The sequence below is a fragment of the Xanthomonas sp. CFBP 7698 genome (assembly GCF_003600855.1).
In the GTDB taxonomy this organism is placed as follows: domain Bacteria; phylum Pseudomonadota; class Gammaproteobacteria; order Xanthomonadales; family Xanthomonadaceae; genus Xanthomonas; species Xanthomonas cannabis.
Genome location: NZ_PRDN01000001.1, coordinates 915,541 through 932,844, shown reverse-complemented (window position 1 = coordinate 932,844; position 17,304 = coordinate 915,541). Strand labels below are relative to the sequence as shown.

Annotated in this window: 16 protein-coding genes; 12 read left to right on the top strand and 4 right to left on the bottom strand. The window is 63.7% G+C overall.

Features of this window, described 5'->3' with window-relative positions:
• Nucleotides 1-82 precede the first annotated feature (82 nt).
• Nucleotides 83-2,197, top strand: coding sequence for a polyribonucleotide nucleotidyltransferase (gene pnp, locus XnspCFBP7698_RS03905; protein ID WP_047693157.1), 2,115 nt, complete (start codon nucleotides 83-85; stop codon nucleotides 2,195-2,197).
• Nucleotides 2,198-2,706: 509 nt separating this feature from the next.
• Here the strand turns inward: pnp and XnspCFBP7698_RS03900 are convergent.
• The 3 genes from XnspCFBP7698_RS03900 to XnspCFBP7698_RS03890 all read right to left on the bottom strand — a co-directional run bounded on the left by XnspCFBP7698_RS03900 (nucleotide 2,707) and on the right by XnspCFBP7698_RS03890 (nucleotide 4,988).
• Nucleotides 2,707-3,777, bottom strand: coding sequence for a DUF2272 domain-containing protein (locus XnspCFBP7698_RS03900; RefSeq protein ID WP_104580464.1), 1,071 nt, complete (start codon nucleotides 3,775-3,777; stop codon nucleotides 2,707-2,709).
• Nucleotides 3,778-3,840: 63 nt separating this feature from the next.
• Nucleotides 3,841-4,722 carry a carboxylating nicotinate-nucleotide diphosphorylase gene (gene nadC / locus XnspCFBP7698_RS03895; RefSeq protein ID WP_047693155.1) on the bottom strand — a complete coding sequence of 294 codons (882 nt, stop codon included), beginning with the start codon at nucleotides 4,720-4,722 and terminating at the stop codon, nucleotides 3,841-3,843.
• Complete coding sequence (locus XnspCFBP7698_RS03890) at nucleotides 4,719-4,988, bottom strand: Trm112 family protein (RefSeq protein ID WP_039407479.1); 270 nt, start codon at nucleotides 4,986-4,988, stop codon at nucleotides 4,719-4,721. The genes nadC and XnspCFBP7698_RS03890 overlap by 4 nt, the downstream gene beginning before the upstream one ends.
• 58 nt (nucleotides 4,989-5,046) lie before the next feature.
• Between XnspCFBP7698_RS03890 and purE the strand changes: the two genes are divergently transcribed.
• The gene (gene purE / locus XnspCFBP7698_RS03885) at nucleotides 5,047-5,550 is read left to right on the top strand and encodes a 5-(carboxyamino)imidazole ribonucleotide mutase (RefSeq protein WP_104580463.1); all 504 of its coding nucleotides are present in this window, start codon (nucleotides 5,047-5,049) and stop codon (nucleotides 5,548-5,550) included.
• Nucleotides 5,547-6,692, top strand: a complete 1,146-nt coding sequence (locus tag XnspCFBP7698_RS03880) for a 5-(carboxyamino)imidazole ribonucleotide synthase (protein WP_104580462.1) — start codon at nucleotides 5,547-5,549, stop codon at nucleotides 6,690-6,692. Before purE ends, XnspCFBP7698_RS03880 begins: the two co-directional genes overlap by 4 nt.
• 143 nt (nucleotides 6,693-6,835) lie before the next feature.
• Here the strand turns inward: XnspCFBP7698_RS03880 and XnspCFBP7698_RS03875 are convergent, their stop codons facing one another.
• Nucleotides 6,836-7,414, bottom strand: coding sequence for a Fe-Mn family superoxide dismutase (locus XnspCFBP7698_RS03875; RefSeq protein WP_039563610.1), 579 nt, complete (start codon nucleotides 7,412-7,414; stop codon nucleotides 6,836-6,838).
• Between the two features lie 120 nt (nucleotides 7,415-7,534).
• Here XnspCFBP7698_RS03875 and grxD point away from each other — a divergent pair, with 120 nt between their 5' ends.
• The 9 genes from grxD to XnspCFBP7698_RS03830 all read left to right on the top strand — a co-directional run bounded on the left by grxD (nucleotide 7,535) and on the right by XnspCFBP7698_RS03830 (nucleotide 17,303).
• A complete protein-coding gene (gene grxD / locus XnspCFBP7698_RS03870) occupies nucleotides 7,535-7,855 on the top strand; it encodes a Grx4 family monothiol glutaredoxin (RefSeq protein WP_039407489.1) in 321 nt (106 codons plus the stop codon).
• The gene (locus tag XnspCFBP7698_RS03865) at nucleotides 7,852-8,595 is read left to right on the top strand and encodes an SDR family NAD(P)-dependent oxidoreductase (RefSeq protein WP_104580461.1); all 744 of its coding nucleotides are present in this window, start codon (nucleotides 7,852-7,854) and stop codon (nucleotides 8,593-8,595) included. The genes grxD and XnspCFBP7698_RS03865 overlap by 4 nt, the downstream gene beginning before the upstream one ends.
• Nucleotides 8,592-9,191, top strand: a complete 600-nt coding sequence (locus XnspCFBP7698_RS03860) for a YhgN family NAAT transporter (protein ID WP_039407493.1) — start codon at nucleotides 8,592-8,594, stop codon at nucleotides 9,189-9,191. Before XnspCFBP7698_RS03865 ends, XnspCFBP7698_RS03860 begins: the two co-directional genes overlap by 4 nt.
• A 361-nt stretch (nucleotides 9,192-9,552) precedes the next feature.
• Nucleotides 9,553-12,798 (top strand): TonB-dependent receptor, encoded by a 3,246-nt coding sequence (locus XnspCFBP7698_RS03855; RefSeq protein WP_104580460.1) that lies wholly within the window; start codon nucleotides 9,553-9,555, stop codon nucleotides 12,796-12,798.
• A 106-nt stretch (nucleotides 12,799-12,904) separates the two neighbouring features.
• A complete protein-coding gene (gene ppnN, locus XnspCFBP7698_RS03850) occupies nucleotides 12,905-14,290 on the top strand; it encodes a nucleotide 5'-monophosphate nucleosidase PpnN (RefSeq protein ID WP_104580459.1) in 1,386 nt (461 codons plus the stop codon).
• Nucleotides 14,291-14,579: 289 nt separating this feature from the next.
• A complete protein-coding gene (locus XnspCFBP7698_RS03845; protein WP_047693146.1) occupies nucleotides 14,580-15,095 on the top strand; it encodes a GspH/FimT family pseudopilin in 516 nt (171 codons plus the stop codon).
• On the top strand, nucleotides 15,095-15,574 hold the full coding sequence (pilV, locus tag XnspCFBP7698_RS03840; RefSeq protein WP_047693144.1) for a type IV pilus modification protein PilV: 480 nt from the start codon (nucleotides 15,095-15,097) through the stop codon (nucleotides 15,572-15,574). The genes XnspCFBP7698_RS03845 and pilV overlap by 1 nt, the downstream gene beginning before the upstream one ends.
• Nucleotides 15,571-16,827, top strand: a complete 1,257-nt coding sequence (locus XnspCFBP7698_RS03835; RefSeq protein WP_047693143.1) for a PilW family protein — start codon at nucleotides 15,571-15,573, stop codon at nucleotides 16,825-16,827. Before pilV ends, XnspCFBP7698_RS03835 begins: the two co-directional genes overlap by 4 nt.
• 2 nt (nucleotides 16,828-16,829) lie before the next feature.
• Nucleotides 16,830-17,303, top strand: a complete 474-nt coding sequence (locus XnspCFBP7698_RS03830; RefSeq protein WP_104580458.1) for a PilX N-terminal domain-containing pilus assembly protein — start codon at nucleotides 16,830-16,832, stop codon at nucleotides 17,301-17,303.
• Nucleotide 17,304: the final 1 nt, after the last annotated feature.

Here is a 17,304-nt window from a genome sequence, read left to right as displayed (position 1 = left end):
CCGGAGCCTCCCGGCCGCCCGTTCTCGGCATGGGTCGACGACGGTCCAACGCAGACAGCAACACCTAAGGGAAAAAACCTCCGTGGCAAAAATCACCAAAACCTTCCAGTACGGCAAGCACACCGTCACTCTTGAGACGGGCGAAATCGCTCGCCAGGCAGGCGGCGCCGTCATCGTCAAGTTCGACGACACCGTACTGCTGGTCACCGCCGTCGCCGCCAAGAGCGCGCGCGAAGGGCAGGACTTCTTCCCCCTGACGGTCGATTATCAGGAGAAGTTCTACGCCGGCGGCCGCATCCCGGGCGGCTTCTTCAAGCGCGAAGGACGCGCGACCGAGAAGGAAACGTTGATCTCGCGCCTGATCGATCGCCCGATCCGTCCGCTGTTCCCGGAGGACTACAAGAACGAAGTGCAGATCATCGCCACCGTGATGTCGATGAACCCCGACATCGACGGCGATATCGCCGCGCTGATCGGCGCATCGGCCGCGCTGTCGCTGGCCGGCACCCCGTTCAACGGCCCGATCGCTGCGGCGAAGGTCGGTTACAAGAATGGCGAATACATCCTCAACCCGACCGTGACCGAGCTGAAGGATTCGCAGCTGGAGCTGGTCGTGGCCGGTACCGCCAACGCGGTGCTGATGGTCGAGTCCGAAGCCGAGCTGCTGTCGGAAGAAGTGATGCTGGGTGCAGTGACCTTCGGCCATCGCGAGATGCAGAAGGTCATCAACATCATCAACGAGCTGACCGTCGAAGCCGGCACCAAGCCGTCCGATTGGGTGGCTCCGGCCAAGAACGACGGCATGATTGCCGCACTGAAGGAAGCAGTGGGCGAGCAGCTCGCGTCGGCTTTCCAGGTGCGCGACAAGCTGCAGCGCCGCGATGCAATTTCGGCGATCAAGAAGGACGTGCTGGGTTCGCTGGCACCGCGCGCGACGATCGAAGGCTGGGCTGCCGGTGATCTGGCCAAGGAATTCGGCGAGCTGGAGTACCAGACCATGCGTGGCTCGGTGCTGAGCACCAAGGTGCGCATCGACGGCCGTGCGCTGGACACCGTGCGTCCGATCAGTGCCAAGGCCGGCGTGTTGCCGCGTACCCACGGCTCGGCACTGTTCACCCGTGGCGAAACGCAGGCGATCGTGATCACCACGCTCGGCACCGCACGCGACGGTCAGGTCATCGACGCCGTCTCGGGCGAGTACAAAGAGAACTTCCTGTTCCATTACAACTTCCCTCCGTACTCGGTGGGCGAGTGCGGTCGTTTCGGTGCGCCGAAGCGTCGCGAGATCGGCCACGGCCGTCTGGCCAAGCGCGGCGTCCTCGCCGTGATGCCGAGCCTGGAAGAATTCCCGTACACCATTCGCGTTGTCTCGGAAATCACCGAGTCCAACGGTTCCTCGTCGATGGCATCGGTCTGCGGCAGCTCGCTGGCGCTGATGGACGCCGGTGTGCCGATCAAGGCACCGGTTGCGGGTATCGCGATGGGTCTGGTCAAGGAAGGCAGCGACTTCGTCGTGCTGTCGGACATCCTGGGTGACGAAGATCACCTGGGCGACATGGACTTCAAGGTGGCCGGTACTGCCGAAGGCGTGTCCGCGCTGCAGATGGACATCAAGATCGAAGGCATCACCGAAGAGATCATGAAGCAGGCATTGCAGCAGGCCAAGGCCGGCCGTCTGCACATCCTGGGCGAGATGGCGCATGCACTGACCGCCCCGCGTCAGGAGTTGAGCGACTACGCGCCGCGTCTGCTGACCATCAAGATCCACCCGGACAAGATCCGCGAAGTGATCGGCAAGGGTGGCTCGACCATCCAGGCGATCACCAAGGAAACCGGTACCCAGATCGACATCCAGGACGACGGCACGATCATCATCGCCTCGGTCAACGCCATTGCCGCGCAGGCAGCGAAGTCGCGTATCGAGCAGATCACCTCGGACGTGGAGCCGGGCCGCATCTACGAAGGCAAGGTCGCCAAGATCATGGACTTCGGTGCGTTTGTCACCATCCTGCCGGGCAAGGACGGCCTGGTGCACGTCTCGCAGATCTCCAGCGAGCGCGTGGAGAAGGTCGGCGACAAGCTGAAGGAAGGCGATCTGGTGCGCGTCAAGGTGCTGGAAGTGGACAAGCAGGGCCGCATCCGCCTGTCGATCAAGGCAGTGGAAGAAGGCGAGGGCGTGCCGGCTTCGGCCGAGTAAGCGCTGCTGGCTGATGCGTCACGCGTGACGCGTGATGCATGACGAAAAAGCGGGCTTCGGCCCGCTTTTTCGTTGTTGGTTCGGAATAACTCGTGCGTTGTTTCTTTCCCAGCGGGAAAAGTGCCGTGCAGGGGTAACGAGGCTACGAGCTAAGCCGCATGCAGTTTCAATGCTGCAGCGGCTTTGCCCCGCACCCTCACCCCAACCCCTCTCCCGCAGGAGAGGGGCTTTGATTCCTTCTCCCTCCGGGAGAAGGTGCCCCGCAGGGGCGGATGAGGGTACGTGCAAAGCCTCGTGACATTCGGAATGTAAGTGGCTTTGCCCGTACCCTCACCCCAACCCCTCTCCCGCAGGAGAGGGGCTTTGATTCCTTCTCCCTCCGGGAGAAGGTGCCCCGCAGGGGCGGATGAGGGTACGTGCGAAGCCTCGCGATATTCGGAATGTAAGTGGCTTCGCCCGCACCCTTACCCCAACCCCTCTCCCGCAGCAGAGGGGCTTTGAATAAGGCTCTACTCAGGTTGCTGTTGCTGTTGCTGTTGCTGCGTCTGCGCAGGCTGCGTCTCCGGGCGCGGCGGCACAACGCGTGGAAAGCCTGGCGGCATCGTTTGTTCCGCGGGCGCGATGCCGGGTGGCGGCAGCGGCGCCGTCGGTGGCGGGCTGACCACCGCCGCATCCGGGCGCAGCTTCAGCAGTGCGGCCCAATCGCGTCGGTTGAAGTCGCAGAGTTCCTCGTGCGCCGGGGTGCATTCGCTGGCGATCCCGAGACTGTCTTCGTTCTGGTCCTGGCTGCTGTCGGACTGCGGGGCGGGTAACACCACACGACCTGCGCGATCCAGCGGCATCTTGCGCATCATCACGGTGTTGAACACATTGCCGCCGATCAGGTACAGGGTGCGATCGCCGCCGACGTTGGCAGCGACGACCACATCGCAATGCGATTGCCACGGCATTGGTGCGCTGCCACCCAGCGCAGCCTTTAGACCCGCATAGCCGAGCGCCACGCTGCGGCCGCGCAACAGGCACAACATGTCACCGGGCGCAGGCTTTTCGACGGCGGGGTCGGCGAACTGATACGGCCCGGTGGCACCGTCGTTGTACGCGCTGCGGATGTAGTCCAGATGGCGCGCGGAACGATGGAAGCCACCGAGGCCGGATTGGGTCATCACCCACGAAATGAAGGCGGCCGACCACGGGTTGTCGATCAGGAACGCGCGGCAATCGCTGGCGGTGTAGCGCGTGCCATCCAGTGCGGCACAGCTGGATGCACCGGGGCGGCCGCCCATCGAGGCGAGCGTGCCGCTGTCGCGCCAATAGCCGGCCACGCGTTGCCATGCGACAACGCCATGGTCGGCCAGGTATCCGGATTCGGCTTCGGTCACGCCGAGGCTGGCCAGCCGCCCCTTGGCATCGATAAACGGGTGCTGCCACAGACGGTGCTCATTGCAGGCCGTGCGCACGATGGCGATGGCGGCGGGGCTGGTGCCGAAGCGCGGCGGCATATCGCACACCTCCGCAGCCGCCGCGCTGCCTCCCAATCCAGCAAGCAGCAAGCACATCCACGGCCAGGGTCTTACAGTCATCGAACATTCCGCACGAAATCAGTCCGCGCAGGCTGCCAGAGCGGCCTGCGCGCACGCGTGAAATCACGGCGGGGGCGGGCCGAGTTTGAGCGAGAGATCCACCGCCTGCACATGCTTGGTCAGGCCGCCGATGGAGATGCAGTCCACGCCGTCCTGTGCAATTGCGCGGATGCCCGCCAGGTCGACGCTGCCGGAGACTTCCAGTGGAATGCGTCGATCGCGCGGCAGCGACGCTGCGATACGCACGGCCTCGCGGCGCATGGCCGGGTCGAAGTCGTCGATGAGGATGCGCGTGCAACCGACATGCAATGCCTCGCGCAGCTGCTCCAGCGTTTCCACTTCCACCACCAGCGGCAGCTGCGGTTGCTGCGCGCGTGCGGCATGCACGGCGGCGCTGAGCGAGCCGGCGGCGCGGATATGGTTTTCTTTCAGCATCACCGTGTCGAACAGTCCGATACGGTGATTGTCGCCACCGCCGCAGCGCACCGCGTATTTCTGCGCCATGCGCAAGCCTGGCAGCGTCTTGCGCGTGTCCAGGATGCGCGCGCCGGTGCCCGCGACGGCTGCCACGTACGCAGCGGTGGTGGTGGCGGTAGCAGACAAGGTCTGCAAAAAGTTGAGCGAGGTCCGCTCGGCGCTGACCAGGCTCCGGCTGCGCCCATGCAGCAGCGCGAGCACGCTGCCGGCGCTGACCTGCTGGCCTTCGTGCACCTGCCAGTCGATGCGCACCTGCGGGTCGAGCGTGCGATGGGTGGCGTCGAACCACGGCCTGCCGGCGATCACCGCGTCCTGTTTGCACAGCAGATAGGCGCTGTCTGCCTGGTCGGGCAGCAATGCCGCGGTGACATCGCCGCTGCCGATGTCTTCGGCCAGCGCGCGCGCCACGTCGGCATCGATCAGCGCCGCGGGCGGGGGCTCCGGCGCGGTGCGGACGGGCGAACTCACTTTTCGGGGAAGTCGGTGATCTGCGCGGTCGCGATGGCTTCTTCGGCCAGCAAGACCGGGATGCCGTCATCGACGCGGAAGATCTGCTTGCGATCGCGGGTGATCAGCGCCTCGCGCAGCGGCTGTGCTTGCACGGTGCCGTCGGCGCGCTGCAGGCTTCCGCCGGCGATGGCGGTGTTGAGTGCTTCCAGGCCCTTGCCGTCCAGCAGCGAAAGCGGCTGACGGGTATCGGGCGAGCACAGCAGGTCGAGCAATTTGCGATCCATCGAAGTCTTGTCGTGCGTGGAGATTGGCTAGAATACGTCTTTACCGCAGGGCAGGGCCATGACCTCCAACCACTCCGCGCCGCTGGTCGGCATCGTGATGGGCTCCCGTTCGGATTGGGACACCATGCAACACGCAGCTCAGAAGCTCGATGCGCTGGGCGTGCCGTACGAAGTCAAGGTGGTCTCCGCGCACCGCACCCCGGATGTGTTGTTCGCCTACGCCGAGCAGGCAGGCGAGCGCGGCCTGCGCGCAATCATCGCCGGTGCCGGCGGCGCGGCGCATCTGCCGGGCATGCTGGCCGCCAAGACCGCGGTGCCGGTGCTTGGCGTGCCGGTGCAGTCCAAGGCGCTCAACGGCATGGATTCGCTGCTGTCGATCGTGCAGATGCCGGCCGGGATTCCGGTGGCCACCTTTGCGATCGGCAATGCCGGCGCAGCGAATGCGGCCTTGTTCGCAGCGGCGATGCTGGCGCGGGAGCTGCCGCAGATCGGTGATGCGCTGGTGCAGTTCCGTGCCAGGCAGACCGACGATGTGATGGCCAGCGACGACCCGCGCCAATGAGCACCGTTGGCATTCTCGGTGGCGGCCAGCTGGCGCGCATGCTGGTGCTGGCCGGTGCGCCGCTCGGCCTGCGCTTTGCGGTGTTCGACCCGGCGGCCGATGCCTGCGCAGGGCAGCTGGCGCCGCTGCAGGTTGGCGCGTTCGACGATACGGCGGCCCTGGCCGCATTCGCTGCGCAAGTGGATGTGATCACCTTCGATTTCGAGAACGTGCCGGCCGCCGGCGCGCAGCACCTTGCCGCGCAGGTACCGGTGTTCCCAGGCCCGGATGCTTTGGCGGTGGCGCAGGACCGGCTTAGCGAAAAGACCCTGTTTCGCGAGCTGGGCATTCCGGTGCCGGCGTTCGCCGCCATCGACGATCGCGCCGGCCTGGATGCGGCGTTGGCGCAGATCGGTGCGCCGTGCGTGCTCAAGACCCGCCGCTTCGGCTACGACGGCAAAGGCCAGTTCCGGATCAAGACGCTTGCAGACGCCGATGCCGCCTGGGACGCGCTGGGCGCGCAGGCGGCCACGGTGGGGCTGATCCTCGAGGCGTTCGTGCCGTTTCAACGCGAAGTGAGCGTGGTCGCCGTGCGTGGCCGCGACGGTGGATTCCGTGCCTGGCCGCTGACCGAAAACTGGCACGTGGACGGTGTGCTGTCGGCCAGTCTCGCGCCCGCCCGGGTGGACGAGGCGTTGCAGACGGCTGCCGAAGCGCATGCACGTGCGATTGCCGACAGGCTGGACTATGTGGGCGTGTTCGCGCTGGAGCTGTTCGTGCGCGATGGCCAGCTGATCGCCAACGAGATCGCGCCGCGGGTGCATAACTCCGGCCACTGGACCATCGAAGGCGCCGAAACCTCGCAGTTCGAAAATCATGTGCGTGCCGTGCTTGGCCTGCCATTGGGCAGCACCGCGATGCGTGGACATGCCTGCATGCTGAACTGGCTGGGCAGCATGCCCGCTGCGGGTGCATTCTTGGCCGTGCCAGGTGGGCATTGGCACGACTACGGCAAGCAGGCACGCGAGGGCCGCAAGGTAGGGCATGCCAGCGTACGTGCAGATACACCGCAAGCGCTGGCAACTGCGCTGGTGCAGGCGGGCAAGGCATTGCAGCGCGATGCACAGGTCGCGCCGGTGGTCGGGCGTCTGCAGGAAGGCTGACTAGCGCGTTGCGGTTTACGCGGCGGCGCCCACGTTCGGCAGTGTGCCGGGATGCCCCTCGAGGACAGGAAGGACGGGCCTGCGCTGTTGAGGCGCCTGGGTTGTGCCGCGCGCGGTAACCGAATCGGTTGCCGCTGCGAGGGTCAGCTCAATCGGCTGCCCACGAAGTCCCAGTTGATCAGTTTCCAGAACGCGTCCAGGTAGTGCGCGCGGTCCTGCTGGTAGTCCAGATAGTACGCATGCTCCCAGATGTCGCAGGCGAGCAGTGGGGTGTCCGGGCCGGTGAGCGGCGTGGAGGCGTTGGGCGTGGCAACGATGGCCAGGGTGCCATCCGGGCGCTGCACCAGCCAGGTCCAGCCCGAGCCGAAGGTGCTCAAGGCCACGCGATTGAACTCCTGCCTGAAATGCACGAAATCGCCGAACGATGCGGCGATGCTGTCGGCCAACCTGCCCAGCGGCTCGCCGCCGCCGCGTGGGCGCAGACACTGCCAGTAGAAGTTGTGGTTCCACACCTGTGCCGCCAGGTGGAACAGCGTGCCCTGCGCCTGCGCGATGATCTCTTCCAGCGTCAGCTCGGCAAACTCGCTGCCTTCAATGCGCGCATTGAGCCGTTCGACCTCGTTGCGATGACAGATGCCGTGGTGCGACTCCAGTGTCGCGGACGAAAGGTGCGGCTCGAGGGCGGCGCGGGAGTAGGGCAGTGCAACGTGTTCGATCGGCATGGTGGCAAGGGCAGCGAAAGGAGTCCGGCGGCAGGTCGCGTGAAGGCTTACAATGCGCGCCTTTGCGGAAGTCTATCCGACCCGGCGGTCGGGCCTGCCGCTCCCAGTCAGGAGAGTCCAATGCCGGTGATGGAACGGATCCAGGCCGAAGTCGAACAACACCCCATCGTGCTGTTCATGAAAGGCACCCCGCAGTACCCGATGTGCGGCTTTTCCAGTCGCGCTGTGCAGGCGCTGGTCGCTGCCGGCGCCGACCAGCTGCGCACGGTCAACGTGCTGGAAGAACCCGAAGTGCGCGCGAATCTGCCGCGCTATTCCAACTGGCCGACCTTCCCGCAACTGTTCATCCACGGCGAGTTGATCGGCGGCTGCGACATCACGCTGGAACTGTTCGAAGCCGGCGAGCTCAAGCGCATTGTCAGCGAGGCCTATCAGCCGTGACCGAAGTGCAGGGCCAGCCCGAAGCGGCTGCCTTGGCCGGGCGGGTCGTGCTGGTGACCGGCGCCGCCGGCGGGCTGGGCAGCGCTGCTGCACAGGCGTGCGCGTCGGCCGGTGCCACGCTGGTGCTGCTCGGCCGCAAACTGCGGCCGCTGGAGCGCGTGTATGACGCGGTGGCCAAGCTCGGCCCCGAGCCATTGCTGTATCCGCTGGATCTGGCAGGTGCCACGCCCGACGACTATGCGGTGCTCGCGCAACGGTTGCAGAGCGAGCTGGGCGGTCTGCACGGCCTGCTGCAGTGTGCGGCCGAGTTCGGCGGTCTGACGCCGGCAGAACTCGCGGCGCCGGCCGACTTCGCCCGCAGCATCCACGTCAACCTCACCGCACGGGCATGGTTGACGCAGGCCTGCCTGCCGCTGCTGCGGCAGCAGCGCGATGCGGCAGTGGTGTTCGTCGTGGACGATGCTGCACGGATCGGTCAGGCGTACTGGGGCGCGTATGGGGCTGCCCAGTACGCCCAGCACGGCTTGATCGCCAGCCTGCACCACGAGACTGCCGCCGGCCCGGTGCGTATCCACGGCCTGCAGCCTGGCCCGATGCGCACCGCGTTGCGTGCGCGTGCCTTTACCCATCAGGAAGACAGCCAGGCGGCCGACCCCGCAGTGGCGGCGTCGGCCTGCGTCACCCTGTTGTCCATGGCAGGTGCTCCGCACCGCGGTGCGATCTGGAGCCCTTCGGCATGACCATCCTTTCGGCAGCCCTGCTGCTGTTCTTGATTCTCGACCCGCTGGGCAACATCCCGGTGTTTCTCAGCGTGCTCAAGCCGCTGCCGCCCAAGCGCCAGCGTTTCGTGCTGGCGCGCGAGCTGCTGATCGCCTTGTGTGTGTTGATGGCGTTCCTGTGGGGCGGTAAATACGCGCTTGAGTTGATGCATCTACGCCAGGAATCGGTGGCGATCGCCGGCGGCATCGTGCTGTTCCTGATCGGCATCCGCATGATCTTCCCGCGGCCGGAGGGCCTGATGGGCGAGATCCCCGATGGCGAACCCTTCATCGTGCCGCTGGCCATCCCGCTGGTGGCTGGCCCGTCCGGCATGGCCGCGGTCATGCTGATGGGCAGTAACGAGCCCACGCGACTGTGGGACTGGAGCCTGGCGCTGATGATCGCCTGGATCGGCGCCTCGTCGATCCTGGCCTCGGCGCCGTTGCTGTACAAGCTGCTCGGTCACCGCGCATTGACCGCTGTCGAGCGTCTGATGGGGATGTTGTTGGTCGCCATCTCGGTGCAGATGTTCCTGGATGGCTTGGGCACGTACTTCAAGCTGCCGGTTTCGATTTAAGACGCTTGTCATCAGGCCGGTCGCCTGACCGGTTGCCGCCATCCGCGCGGAAGGGCGGGGTGAGTGCGCGACGAGACTTCGAGCCGCGACTTCCCGATATGCCGAGACGCACGTCTCGCTCTCTCTGCGACCCCGTGCAACCTGGCATGTGAGCCTTCACATGGGCAGTTCATGTTGCACTGCGCGAACTTTGTCACGCCGCCGTCACAATCAGGCCTTAGCGTGTTAATCTGTTGTTAACCGTTGCGGCAGCAACCAGCCGCGCGGCAAGGGACCCCAGATCATCGGCAGCCCACCCCCGGGAACGGTTGGGCTGACTGCGCCTTTTTGTCACTGCCCAACCTGTATCGAGGCTACCGAAATGACCCACCCCCGTTGTCTTCGCATGTCCAAGCTGACGCTTGGCCTTGTCGCCGCACTCGCTGCTGCCCCTGTCTTTGCCCAGAGCACCTCCGCCGGCGTCGCTGGTTTGGTCACCAGCAGCGGCGGCCAGCCGGTCCCGAATGCCGAAGTCACGATCACCCACGTCGAATCGGGCACCGTCAGCCGCGCCACCACCGATGCCAGCGGACGCTACAACGCGCGCGGCCTGCGTGTGGGTGGGCCGTACACGATCACCATCACCAAGTCCGGCGAAGGCACCAAGACCGAAGAGGGCGTGTACCTGAACCTCAATCAGGTCAATAGCGTCGATGCTTCCCTTGGCGGCGACGTCACCACGCTTGGCGCGGTGCAGGCCATCGGTGGCGACTACGGCTCGGCGCTGTTCAGCGCCAACAAGATGGGCACCGGCACCAACGTGACCCGCGAGCAGATCGAATCGCTGCCGTCGATCAACCGCAACCTGCAGGACTATGTGCGCCTGGATCCGCGTGTGGCGCAGACCGACAAGGCGCGTAACGAGATCTCGGTGGGCGGCCAGAATCCGCGCTTCAACCTGATCCGCGTCGATGGCATCAGCACCAACGACGCGTTCGGTCTCGAATCCAACGGCCTGCCGACGCCTCGCCAGCCGTTCTCGATGGATGTCATCGACGAAATCTCCGTCGACGTGGCCAACTACGACGTGACCATCACCGGCGCCACCGGCGGTGTGATCAATGCGGTCACCAAGTCCGGTACCAACGAATTCCACGGATCGGTGTACGGCACCTACCGTGAGAACGATTGGTCGGGCAAGAACCAGAATGACATCCGTCCGCAGCTGTTCGACAACGAAACCACCTATGGTTTGACCCTGGGCGGCCCGGTCATCAAGGACAAGCTGTTCTTCTTCGCCAACTACGAAAAGTACAAGGGCAAGGGCGTGTTCACCGGCGCTTCCGGCTACGGTCCTCTGGGGTCGGGCGAGAGCAATATCGTCGGTATTTCGCAGGCGCAGGTCGATCAGATCATCGACATCTCGCGCAATGTCTACGGCTTCGATCCAGGAACGTTGGCACTACCGGCATTGGATTCGGACTCGGAAGAGAAAGGCTTCAAGCTCGACTGGAATATCTCCGACAAGCACCGTGCGTCGGTTCGTTACGGCGAGAGCGAGCAGAGCACTGCCAACCTCAATGGTTTCGGCAATCAGGCGCTGTCGCTGAATTCGTTCCACTACGTTCGCGACTTCAGCCTCAAGACGTATACGGCGCAGCTTTTCAGTGACTGGACGGACACGTTCTCCACGGAAGCCAAGGTCTCGTACCGCGACTACTCCGCAGTGCGTACCGCTGCATCGCAGCTCCCGGCCATTGCCGTGCGGATCGGTAACAACACGGTCAACCTGGGGACTGAGCAGAGCACCCAGGCCAACGAACTGCGGACCGAAACGTGGAATGCCTTCTTTGCCGGCACGTTGTTCTTGAACGACCACACCGTCAAGTTCGGCTTCGACTATGAAGATAACGACCTGTTCAATCTGTTTGGTCAGCGCGTCTTCGGTTCCTACACGTTCAATTCGATTGCCGACTACGCCGCCAATCGCCCGCTGAACTATCGTTATTCGCGCTCGAACAGCGGCAACATCGACGACATCGCGGCCAACTGGGGCATGCGTAATGTCGGCGTGTTCTTGCAGGATACCTGGGCCGTCAATAACAACCTGACGCTGACGTTCGGTGTGCGTTATGACGAGCCGATGGTCAAGAACAGCCCGGCCTACAATGCAACCGCGTCGACGCTGTTCGGCTTTCGCAACGACCAGACCATCGATGGCAACGGATTGTTCGAGCCGCGCTTCGGTTTCAACTATACCTTCGACAGCGATCGCCCCACCCAGTTGCGCGGCGGCGTAGGCCTGTTCCAGGGTGCCGCGGCAACCGTGTGGTTGTCCAACCCGTACTCCAACACCGGTCTGGCTTACACGGATTACAACTTCTCCAGCCAGACGCTGGTGAACACCAATGGCATTCGCTTCACGCCTGACATCAATAACCAGCCGACTGGTAATGGTTCGTTGAATGGCGCTACGCAGTCCGTCGACTTCGTCGACAGCAAGCTGGGTCAGCCGTCGGTGTGGAAGGCCAACCTGGCATTCGATACCGAACTGCCCTGGTACGGCATCGTGGCATCTGCCGAGGCGGTGGTGACCAAGGTCAACGAGGCGATCTACTACCAGCAGCTCAATCTGGGCAATACCAGCCGCGTGGGTCAGGATGGTCGTAACCTGTACTGGAATACTGCAGGCTTGAATCCGGCCTGCTGGCTGGAGGACGGCCGTAACCCGACCGGTGCCGGCGCTCCGGCGGCTTGTGTGCGCGGCACCGCTTCGGTGGTCGATGCGCGCGGTTCGCGTGATCCGCGTTTCAACGATGCGATCATCGCGCGTCCCACCGACAAGGGTGGCAGCGAGAGCTTTACCGTCGGCCTGAACAAGCCCTTCAATGGCGGTGACTGGTCGTGGGGCCTGTACTACACCTACACCGACGCCGACGAAGTCAGCGGCCTGACCAGTTCGACCTCGGGTTCGCAGCTGGGCAACAACGCGGTCTTCCAGGCCAACGAAAACGTCGCCTCGACCGCTGCGTATGAGGTCAAGAACAGCATCCTCGGCACCTTGAACTGGAAGCATGCGTTCTTCGGCGATTACGAAACCAAGTTGGGCCTGATCTACCAGGGTCGCAATGGTCGTCCGTACAGCTACGCCTTCGATAACGACGCCAATGGCGACGGTCGCTTGAACGACCTGCTGTACATCCCGGCCGGTCGCGGCGATGTGCTGTTCGGTACCGCTCGAGAAGAACAGGCGTTCTGGAACTACATCGAAGGCAACGAGTATCTGGCTGCCCGCCGTGGTCAGGTCGCCGAGCGCAACGGCGCACGCAATTCCTGGATCAACCAGTTCGATCTGCATATCGAGCAGGAGATCCCGGGCTTCTTCAAGGACAACAAGGCCTCCCTCTGGCTTGACGTCATGAACGTCGGCAACCTGCTCAACAAGAAGTGGGGCCGTGTCGAGGAGTATGGCTTCCCGGGCATGCGTGGTGTCGTGGAGTACGGCGGTATCGATGCGGCCAGCGGCAAGTACGTGTATCGCTTCAACACACCGGACCAGTCCACGGTCTATGACGATCGCGGCATCTCCCGCTGGGCGCTGCAGCTGGGCTTCCGCTACCAGTTCTGATTACGGTTAGCGTGTCGTGTGTTGCGGAAACGGCCGGGGCAACCCGGCCGTTTTCTTTTGGGCGGGTGAGTACGCTAAAGTTCCTGAGATACGACAGGAGCAAGCTATGGAACTCAGCAGTACGGCAGCACGGGCGCTGCCGGTGGTGGATGCGCGGATCTACCCGCGTGGTGGCCTGGACGTCTTGTCCAAGGCGGAAGTGGCCCGGCTGCGCGACGCATCCAGTGGCGGCATGCACGAGCTGTTGCGCCGTTGCGCGCTGGCCGTGCTGACCAGTGGCAGTGCCTCGGACGACCCGCGCGCCGCGCGCGACCTGTATCCGGACTTCGATATCCAGGTGAATCAGCAGGACCGCGGTATCCGTATCGATCTGATCAATGCCCCGGCGATGGCATTCGTGGACGGCGAGATCATTCGCGGCGTGGCCGAGCTGCTGTTCGCCGTCGTGCGCGATCTGGCCTACATGGCCATCGAGCTCGAGGCCCAGCGCGGCGATCTGGACACCAGCGAAGGCATCACCAATGCGGTGTTCGGCCAGCTGCGTAACGCGCGCATCCTGCAGCCGTCGGACCCCAACCTGGTCGTGTGCTGGGGCGGGCATTCCATCTCGCGCGACGAGTATCTCTACACCAAGCAGGTGGGTTACGAGCTAGGCCTGCGCGGCCTGGACATCTGCACCGGCTGCGGCCCGGGTGCGATGAAGGGCCCGATGAAAGGCGCGACGATTGCCCACGCAAAGCAGCGCAAGCACCACACGCGCTACATCGGCGTGACCGAGCCCGGCATCATCGCGGCCGAATCGCCCAACCCGATCGTCAACCACCTGGTGATCATGCCGGACATCGAGAAGCGCCTGGAGGCCTTCGTCCGCATCGGCCACGGCATCCTGGTGTTCCCAGGCGGTGTCGGCACCGCCGAAGAGATCCTTTACCTGCTCGGCATTCTGCTGCGTGAGGAAAATGCGGGCCTGCCGTTCCCGCTGATCCTGACCGGCCCGACCATCTCCGCGCCGTACTTCGCGCAGATCGACCGCTTCATCCGCCTGACCCTGGGCGATGCCGCCGCCTCCCGTTACGAAATCATCGTCGGCGACCCGGTCGCCGTGGCGCGCCGCATGGCCGAAGGCATCCACGAGGTGCGCGCGCACCGCAAGGACCAGAAGGACTCGTACTACTTCAACTGGTCGGTGCACATCCCGCTCGAGTACCAGCAACCGTTCGAGCCCAGCCACGAAGCAATGGCCGCCCTGGACCTGCACCACGGCCGCCCGGCACCGGCATTAGCCGCCGACCTACGCCGCGCCTTCTCCGGCATCGTCGCCGGCAACGTGAAGGAAGACGGCATGCGCCGCATCGAAGAATTCGGCCCGTTCGAAATCAACGGCGACCCCGACATCATGCAGGCCCTGGACGAGCTGCTGCGCGGCTTTGTCGAACAGCGCCGAATGAAGATTTCGGGGGATTACCGGCCTTGTTATCGGGTGGTGACCTGAGGACAGCCGCCGTGCCTGGCTGCGGCCAGTGCACGGCAACGGCCTAAACGGCCGAGAGTGCGGTGCATAACCGAGGCTGCAATGTTGAAATGCATCTTCGCAGTTTCACTTTGGTGGTCGCCATCTAGGGGGGGGCACCTGGTCTGACGTGAACGAAAGGCTGCACTGCGACGCCAACGGCCTGCAAGCGTTGACGTTTGTCTGCCGTTTCCTGCCGCTCGTCAGCGGATGGTTGCGAGCTTCCTGAACGTCTCCCACTCTATGCCAATCAACGCTGGGGAGCGTATAGATGAATCAACTGCGTGTCCGGGGTTTCACTCTGGTGGAACTTCTCGTCACGATTGCGGTGGTGGCCGTGTTGGCGGCCATTGCATTGCCGTCCTTTCGAGGGGTCATTCGCTCCAATCAGGCGGCCACCACTGCTAACGAATTGGTCGCATCCTTGGCGCTGGCGCGCAGCGAGGCAATCCGTAGCACCCGTGGCGGTGGAATCTGCCCGAGTTCGGACGGGACGACCTGCGGCGGTCAATGGTCCAGTGGCTGGATTGCCTGGTCCGATGCCAACGCAAATGGCGCCCTTGATGTGGGCGAGACGGTTCTGCGCTACACCAAGGTGAACCCGAACATCACCGTCACCGGGACGGGTGTTACCGCTGTCGCATTCGACGCCCGGGCGCGTCGCCTCGCGTCGGCCGATCAGGTGCTGACCCTGCGTCCGGGGACCTGCCCTTCGGGCCAGGAATTGGTGCGAACGGTGACAGTGACCAGCACCGGCCACACCCGCATCGTGAAGAGTAACTGCTGATGATCAGACCCAACCCACGGTCGCTTACGCATCGCCGGATGTCCGGCTTTTCGCTCATAGAAGTCCTGATCGCGCTGTTGATTCTGGGCGTCGGTCTGCTGGGCTTTGCGCTGCTGCAGACGAATAACGTCCGTTTCACCAAAAGCGCGCAGCAACGGACGATCGCCAGCAATCTTGCCTACGAGATGATCGATTTGATGCGCGCTCAGCGCAGCATGGTCGGATACTACACCGCGATCACTTACGGTAGTTTCGATGGCATCAGTGGCACCAACTGCGCCAGACCGGTCGACAGTTCGCCCACTGAGGCGATGAGCCGCTGGAGATGCGATGTAGTGCGAGCGCTTCCGGATGGCAAGGCACAGGTCATCCTTGAATCCAACGGTGAAGTGACCGTGACGGTGCGCTGGGGCGATCAGACCTGGTTGACCGACGTCGACAAACAAGTCACCGCATTCAGCGTGAAGAGCCGTCTATGAAGAGCAACGCAAGACCGCCGGCAGCCGCGGCAAGCACCGGCCTTTCGCTTATCGAACTGATGATCGCGCTGTTAATCAGCTCCCTGCTCCTGCTTGGAGTGATTCAGGTGTTCTCGGCGTCACGCACGGCGTATCAGCTTTCCCAGGCAATCGCGCGCAATCAGGAGAATGGTCGTTTCGCCATGGATTTCCTCACGCGGGATATTCGTATGGCTGGCCATGCGGGATGTGTCAATGACCAATCTCTGTTGAGCACGGATGCCAGCGGCAATCCTACGGGGGGCAACATCCGATCGCTGTTCCTGACCGCTGCCGATCGCAACAGCAATACCGTTGCCAACCAGCCGTTTCCGTTGCGATTCGACGTCTCCATCCAGGGCTTCGAAGCTGCCGGAACTCAAAATGGCGGCACCTTGACCTTGCCAGCCACACCGGTGGCAGGGGTGGCCAGCGACTGGAGCCCGGCATTGCCGACCGAGTTGGCGGGTCTGAATCCAATCAAGGGCAGCGACATCATCGTGCTGCGTTACTTTTCGCCAATCGAAGAAATGGTGACCGGATTCGCACCGGGCAGCAACCCAACGATCTCCTATCCCGATGAGTCGGCAGCAGGTAGCACCAAGGTGGCCATCGGCGGCAGTGGGCTTTATGCGATCGCGGATTGCAAGGGGGCAACGGTCTTCCAGGCAAGTGCGGCACCCACGGCTACGGGGATGCAGGTGGCCGTCGGTGGGCTCAACAAGACGAGCCTGGCTTTCCTGGGTACCTACGATGGCGCGCTTGCATTTCGTCCCGGCAATGCCTCGCTATTTCGCGCGGAGTCGGTTGCCTATTACATCGCCTTGAACGCACAGACCAACACGCCCTCGCTGTACCGTGCAAGGTGGACGTCGGTACCTGCCGCGACTAGCCTGACCACGACGGTGGAAGAGGTGGTGGAGGGCGTGGAGTTGATGCAGTTTGCGTATGGGGAAGACAGCGCGCCATTGACCGGTCCACCATCTGGTTACATCAGCAACACCAACACCGCCAATACCCTGGGCGGGCTTACGAATGCACCGCGCTGGCGTCGTGTTGGCGCCGTGCAGATCGGCTTACTGGTGCGCGGAGCAAGTTCCGAGACGGCGGCCACCCGTCAGGCCGCCGTGGCGCCGTCGGTGCTCGCAGTGACTGTCACGCCCCCTGGCGATGGACAGTATCGGTCCGTTTACGAAACCACGGTCGCACTTCGCAACAGACTATTCGGTAATTAGTGATGAAGATACCCACCTTCAACAGCGTTTCCGCGCAGCGAGGTGCCGTGTTGTACGTGGCGCTCATCATGCTGATCCTGTTGGCGCTGATTGGCGTTGTCGGAATGCAGGTCGCGACCATGCAGGAGCGCATGTCTGCAAACTATCTGGCGGCCAACGCCGCTTTTCAGCAAGCCGAGCGTCGAGTGCGGGAACGCGAAACCACGATTAACAGCGGCACCGAATATACCTACGAAAATTGCCAGGTTCCCTATGATCCGGCGGCCTGGGCACAGGCAGTGGGAGATGATGTGGTGTTCGTTGCCCGTACCCGTAATATCAGTATCTGCACCCAGCAGTGCAGCGCCGGCAGCGGCGTGGACCAGTCGGAAAGCGGCTGCAATATGTTCAGAACCACGGTATTCAGTCGCGATCGTGACTCCGTGGATGCCTCTTCGTCCCTGTCAGCTGTCGACACGATCTTCGTTAGGCCTTGAT